This window comes from Streptomyces ipomoeae 91-03 (assembly GCF_000317595.1).
GTDB lineage: Bacteria > Actinomycetota > Actinomycetes > Streptomycetales > Streptomycetaceae > Streptomyces > Streptomyces ipomoeae.
The window spans coordinates 1-6,680 of the sequence record NZ_AEJC01000482.1; the positions used below are offsets into that span (position 1 = coordinate 1).

3 protein-coding genes and 2 tRNA genes are annotated in these 6,680 nt (G+C 70.3%); 4 read left to right on the forward strand and 1 reads right to left on the reverse strand.

Translation table 11 applies throughout. The features are described 5' to 3' along the window. Window positions 1-123 precede the first annotated feature (123 nt). Window positions 124-666 carry a PPA1309 family protein gene (locus STRIP9103_RS31405; protein WP_009327195.1) on the reverse strand — a complete coding sequence of 181 codons (543 nt, stop codon included), beginning with the start codon at window positions 664-666 and terminating at the stop codon, window positions 124-126. A 164-nt stretch (window positions 667-830) separates the two neighbouring features. Between STRIP9103_RS31405 and STRIP9103_RS31410 the strand changes: the two genes are divergently transcribed. From STRIP9103_RS31410 to STRIP9103_RS31425, 4 genes are all read left to right on the forward strand, one after another. Then, on the forward strand, window positions 831-3,770 hold the full coding sequence (locus STRIP9103_RS31410) for a UPF0182 family membrane protein (protein ID WP_100244042.1): 2,940 nt from the start codon (window positions 831-833) through the stop codon (window positions 3,768-3,770). 44 nt (window positions 3,771-3,814) lie between these two features. Then, window positions 3,815-3,888, forward strand: a tRNA-Met gene (locus STRIP9103_RS31415). Between the two features lie 171 nt (window positions 3,889-4,059). Then, window positions 4,060-6,180, forward strand: a complete 2,121-nt coding sequence (locus STRIP9103_RS31420) for a tetratricopeptide repeat protein (RefSeq protein WP_181810714.1) — start codon at window positions 4,060-4,062, stop codon at window positions 6,178-6,180. 418 nt (window positions 6,181-6,598) lie between these two features. Further along, window positions 6,599-6,672: transfer RNA gene (locus STRIP9103_RS31425), tRNA-Met, on the forward strand. Window positions 6,673-6,680 lie beyond the last annotated feature (8 nt).

The following is a 6,680-nucleotide window of genomic DNA, read 5'->3' on the forward strand; positions in this document are numbered from 1 at the left end:
GCCCCCATCGTCGTACGAAGGCCGTAAGCGCAAGGCTCCGCAGGCCACTCCACGAGTGGTCGGCCGGTCTGCGAGTCGGCGGCCGGTCGGTGAATCGGCGATCGATCGGTCCGTGAACCGGGGTCAGGCCGCGAACGTCGCCGCCAGGGCCTCCGCCAGGCCGGGGACCAACTCGGGGCCGGTGAGGACCTCGGTCGCGGAGTCCTTCTCACGCAGGCGCAGGGCCGAGTCGCGGGAGCCGTCGCGGAGGACGGCGACCGTCATGCGGACCTCCTGGCGGTCCGGGTGGGAGGCGACCCACTCGGTGAGGCGAGCACCGTCGAGGTCCTCCGGCACGGAGGCCTCGGCGGACGGCGGCAGCATCAGCCGCTCCACGGTCAGTGCGCAGCCCACCACCGCGTCGGGCCAGGCGATGGTGCCGAGGAACTCGTCCAGCGCCTTGTCGGCGGGGATCTCATCCTGCTCGATCGGGGTGAGACCGGCGGTCTCGGACTCGTCCTCCAGGCCGAGCTGGGCCGCGAGCGCGGGCTCCTGGGCCTTGAGGCGCGCGGTGTCTACGAGGGCGAAGAGGCGAGCGGGCTGGTCCCAGCCGAGGCCCGAGGCGTACTCGTCGATCTCGAGCACGGCCCGGGTGAGGGGGTTCGCTGCCATGGGAGTGTTGGACATGGTCACAATCCTGCCTCGTTCGTTATCGGAACCGGGAACCGAGTAAAGCGTGAGTAAGTTGCATAGGTGAGGCCCCACGATCACGGGGGGCCCGCTGGAGGGTCCGTAGACGCGGGCCTGACGTATCGACAGCGAACTTCGAGGTGCGCACCTTGGCTTTCCAGATGCCGGACCGCGGCGGAGGCCCGACGGGGCCGCGGATCAGAGTGGGCCGACCGTCCCGACGCGTCCGGACACTGCTCATGACGCTGGGCGTCCTTGCCGTCCTCGGCATGGCGTTCGTCATGTTCGCGGGATTCTGGACGGACTGGCTCTGGTACCGGTCGGTGAAGTACTCCTCCGTCTTCACGACCACGCTCTGGACGAAGATCGGGCTCTTCTTCGTCTTCGGTCTGCTGATGGCGGCGTCGGTCGGCTTCAACATCTGGCTGGCACACCGGCTGCGCCCGCCACTGAGCGCCATGTCGATGGAGCAGCAGAGCCTCGACCGGTACCGCATGGGCATCGCGCCCTACAAGAAGTGGCTGCTCCTCGGGATCACCTCCCTGGTGGGCCTGATCGCCGGCGCCTCAGCCTCCGGGCAGTGGCGTACGTGGCTGATGTGGGTCAACGGAGTGTCGTTCGGCAAGAAGGACCCCCAGTTCGGCCTGGACGTCTCCTTCTACGCCTTCGACCTGCCCTGGTACCGCTTCCTGCTCGGCTTCGGCTTCGCCGCCGCCGTGCTCTCGGTGATCGCCGCCGCGCTCACGCACTATCTGTACGGCGGCCTGAGGGTCACGTCCCCGGGCGCGCGTGCCACGGCCGCGGCCACGGGGCATCTGTCGGTGCTGATCGGCATCTTCGTCGCCCTGAAGGCGGTCGCGTACTGGCTCGACCGGTACGGCCTCGCGGTGAAGTCCAGCGATTTCAAGGCGACGGGCAACTGGACGGGCCTGCGGTACGTCGACGCCAACGCGTATCTGCCGGCCAAGACGATCCTGTTCTGCATCGCCGTGATCTGCGCGCTGCTGTTCTTCGCCACCATCTGGCGGCGCACCTGGCAGCTGCCCGTGATCGGCTTCGGCCTGATGGTGCTCTCCGCGATCCTCATCGGCGGGCTGTACCCGGCGATCGTCCAGAAGTTCCAGGTCCAGCCGAACGAGCAGGCCAAGGAAGCGCCGTACGTCGAGAAGAACCTGGAGGCGACCCGTCAGGCCTACGGCATCGACGGCACCGACGTCGAGGAGTACTCGGGCACGAGCGACACCACGGACAAGGCCAAGCTCCGTGAGGACGCCGAGACCACGGCGAGCATCCGCCTGCTCGACCCGAACATCGTCTCGCCGACGTTCCAGCAGCTCCAGCAGATGAGGAACTACTACGCGTTCCCCACCAACCTGGACGTCGACCGGTACAGCGGTGAGGACGGCGCGGAGCAGGACACCGTCATCGGTCTGCGCGAGCTGAACCTCGCCGGCATCCCGAAGAACAACTGGATCAACGACCACTTCCGCTACACCCACGGCTACGGCGTGGTCGCCGCCAAGGGCACCGAGGCCACCTCCGGCGGCCGGCCGGTGTTCACGGAGTCCGACCTGCCGTCCAAGGGCGACCTGGGCAAGTACCAGCAGCGGATCTACTACGGCGAGAAGACCACCCAGTACTCGATCGTCGGCGGTCCCCAGAAGGAGATCGACTACTCCGACGACAGCGGTGAGAAGACCACCAGCTACCAGGGCGACAGCGGGGTCAACCTCTCCAACCCGGTCAACCGGGCCGCGTACGCGGTGGCGTTCAACGAGCCGCAGATCCTCTACTCGGGCGCCATCGGCGAGGGCTCGCGGATTCTGTACAACCGCACGCCCAAGGAGCGCGTCGAGGCGGTCGCCCCCTGGCTGACCATCGACGGCGACGCCTACCCGGCCGTCGTCGACGGGAAGATCCAGTGGATCGTCGACGCGTACACCACCACCAACGGCTACCCGTACGCCTCCCGCACCACCCTGGGCGACACGACGGCCGACTCGCTGACCGCGGACAACAGCCAGCGCGCGGTGGTGGCCCAGCAGAACCAGGTCAACTACATCCGCAACTCGGTGAAGGCGACCGTCGACGCGTACACCGGCCAGGTCAAGCTCTACCAGTGGGACACCGAGGACCCGGTCCTGAAGACCTGGATGAAGGCGTTCCCGGGCACGGTCGAGCCGAAGAAGGACATCTCCGACTCGCTGATGGTGCATCTGCGGTACCCGCAGGACCTGTTCAAGGTCCAGCGCGAGCTGCTGACCCGCTACCACGTGAAGGACGCCGAGACGTTCCTCAGCGGCAGTGAGGTCTGGCAGGTCCCGGACGACCCGACCAACACCTCGGGCAACGCGGTGCCGCCGTACTACCTGAGCATGAGGCTGCCCGGCCAGCAGCAGCAGGCGTTCTCGCTGACCACGACGCTCACTCCGAACGGCCGGGACAACCTCAGTGCCTTCGTGTCGGTCAACGCCGAGGCGGGCACCAAGGATTACGGCAAGATCAGAATCCTGAAACTGCCCACCAGCGAACCGATCGACGGCCCGAAACAGGTCCAGAGCCAGTTCAACTCCGAACAGGACATCGCCGAGACCATCAGCCTCCTCAAGAGAGGTGACTCCCAGGTCGAGTACGGCAACCTCCTGACGGTCCCGCTCGACGGCGGACTGCTGTACGTGGAGCCCGTCTACGTACGCGGTGGCGGACTCAAGTACCCGCTGCTGCGCAAGGTCCTGGTGACCTACGGCGGCAACACGGCCTTCGAGGACACCCTCGACGAGGCGCTCAACAAGGTGTTCGAGACGGAGGGTTCGACCACCGAGCCACCGGCGGACGACGGCGACGAGGGCACCGACGAGCCGCCGACTTCCGGCGACCCGACGGTCCAACAGGCCCTGGAGGACGCCCAGAAGGCCTTCGACGAGGGCCAGCAGGCCCTCAAGGACGGCGACTGGGAGGCGTACGGGCGGGCCCAGCAGGACCTGGAGGACGCGCTGAAGCGGGCCGAGGAGGCACAGTCCAGGACGGACGACGCCGGCAGCGGCGGTGGAAGCGAGGAGGAGAGCTCCCAGAGCGGCGAGGAGAGCCCTGGGAGCGGGTGATTCAGAGGCCCACCCCGCGCCGTGATACGGTTGCCGAGCAACGGCGCGGGGTGGAGCAGCTCGGTAGCTCGCTGGGCTCATAACCCAGAGGTCGCAGGTTCAAATCCTGTCCCCGCTACTGAAGTTGAAGGCCCGGATCCTCCAAAGGATCCGGGCCTTCGACGTGTTGCCGGGGGGTGTGGAGAAAACTGTGTTTGACTTGTCGCTCTGTGGGCATGTCGACAAAACGCTGTAGTGACCTCAATGGCTGCGGTATACCAGGTGTACCCAGGTTGCAGGTGGTGCGACGATGGACGTTATGGGGGACAAGGCAACTCTGTTGGAGACGGGGCGGTTTGCGCAGCATGCCGACTTTGCGCTGCCTGCCGATGTTGTGCTGCCCGCGGAGTCCGGGCTGCCGGCCGAGTCCGCGACGTCCGCCGGTCCGTCGCGAGCGGCGGACGACGCCGCGCAGCCGACGGACCTGGACCCGGACGAGGCGGGCGACGCCGTCGAGGAGGCACGTCAGAGACTCGCCGCCGAGGCCGGTGACACCGAGGCGATGAGCGTCCTGGGGGCCATGCTCCTGCGCCGCGGCGACCTCGACGGAGCCGAGCCGTATCTGCGGGGTGCCACCGCCGCAGGGGATCGCGCCGCCGCCAACAACCTGGGTGTCCTGCTGCACCAGCGCGGGTACGCCGACGAGGCCGCCAACTGGTGGCGGATCGCCGCCGTCGCCGGTTCCGCCGCCGCCGCGCACGCGCTCGGACGGCACCACCGCGAGCGCGGTGACGAACCCGCCGCCGAGTACTGGCTGCGTCAGTCCGCCGAGCAGGGGCACGCGCTGGGCGCGTACGCCCTCGCCGATCTGCTGGAACACCGCAGCGACCCGGCCGCCGAGCGGTGGATGCGGGCCGCCGCCGAGCGGGGACACCGCGAGGCCGCGTACCGGCTCGCGCGGGCGCTCGACCATCGTGCGCAGCGGGAAGAGCGCGCGGCTGTGCGTGAGGGGCGCAGGATCGCGCGGGCGGCGCTCGAGATCGGTGGCGCGAGCCGCGAGACCGTACGCGAGGGGCGTGAGGTCGGTCGTGAGGGGCGCGAGGCGGAGCCAGAGGGGCGCGAAGGGCGCGCTTCCGCACGGGACGGGCGTGCCGGCGTACGAGAAGGTCGTGCTGCCGTACGAGAGGGAGAGCCCGGCGCTGACAGCGGTGTCGGGGTGTCCGCGGCCGAGGAGGCCGAGCAGTGGTACCGCCAGGCCGCCGCGCGCGGGCATCGGCGGGCCGCGCTGCATCTCGGGGCGATCCTGGAGCGGCGCGGAGAGCTCAAGGAGGCCGGGCGCTGGTACCTGACCTCCGCCAAGGACGGCGAGCCGCGCGCCGCGTGCGCCCTCGGGTTCCTGCTGCGCGACGCCGGGGACACCGAGAGCGCGGCCGTGTGGTGGCTGCGGGCCGCCCAGGACGGCGACGGCAACGCGGCGAACGCGCTGGGCGCGCTGCACGCCGAGCGCGGTGAGACGCAGACCGCCGAGCGGTGGTACCGGGCCGCCATGGACGCCGGGGACGTCAACGGCGCGTACAACCTCGGGCTGCTCTGCGCCGAGCAGGGGCGGACCGCGCAGGCCGAGCAGTGGTACCGGCGCGCCGCGTACGCCGGGCACCGGGAGGCGGCGAACGCGCTGGCGATCCTGTTGCTCCAGGTCGGCGACGCGTCCGGGGCCGAGCCGTGGTTCTCCAAGGCCGCGGAGGCCGGCAGCGTGGACGCCGCGTTCAACCTCGGCATCCTGCACGCCGGGCGGGGGGACGACGCGACCGCGCTCGTCTGGTACGAGCGGGCGGCTGCCGCCGGGCACACCGACGCCGCGCTCCAGGTCGCCATCGCGCGGCTGCGGGAGGGCGACGAGCGGGCCGCCGAGCGGCATCTGCGGTGTGCCGCGGGTGGGGGGAGTGCGGAGGCCGCGTACCGGCTGGCCGCCGTGCTCGACGCCCGGCGTCCGCCCGCGCCCGCGCATGAGCTGGGGGAGCCGGTGCGGGAGAGGAACGAGTGCGAGGAGTGGTACGAGCGGGCCGCGTCCCAAGGGCATCGGCGGGCTCAGGTGCGGGTCGGGATGCTTGCGGCGGGGCGGGGGGATGTGGTGGAGGCGGCTCGGTGGTACCGGGTGGCGGCCGAGGCCGGATCCCGGAACGGGGCGTTCAATCTTGGGCTGCTGCTGGCTCGGGAGGGGAGTGAGCCGGAGGCCGCGGTGTGGTGGGCTCGGGCCGCCGATGCGGGGCATGGGCGGGCTGCGTTGCGGCTTGCTCTCGTCTACGCGCGTCGGGGGGAGCTGGTGGAGGGGAAGCGGTGGGCCGATCGGGCCGTTGCGCTCGGGCCGGCTGAGGTTGCGGAGCGGGCGGCTCGGTTGCGGGATGCGTTGGGGGAGGAGCTGTCGGCGTAGGGCTCCGCCGGGGCGGGGGTGCCTGGAGGCTTACGGGGTGGATGGGGGTGCCCGGGGTTGGTGCCGGGCGGGTCCTTGGTTGTGGGGTGCCCGGCGCTGTGGTTGGGCGGGGGTGGGTTTCGCTTGCCGGCGCGTGCAGGGTGCCGCCGCGCCCACCCTCCCCCACTCTCGGCTCCTCCCCACTCTCGGCTTCTCCCCCACTCTCGACTTCGCTCGAGCGGGAGGGGCCCCCATGAGCGGGAGGTACCCCCATTGCCCCAGCGGCACGACTGCCCGCAGCCACGACTGCTCGCAGTGGCGCAGGGGTGCGGCTGGGCCCGGTGGTGCGGCTGAGCGTGGCTGGCTCGGTGGTGGTGTGACCGGCGGGCGTTGTTGATTTGCGCTGGTGGGTGGGGGGACGTAAGGTTGCGTTTACCGACGCGGGGTGGAGCAGCTCGGTAGCTCGCTGGGCTCATAACCCAGAGGTCGCAGGTTCAAATCCTGTCCCCGCTACTGATACC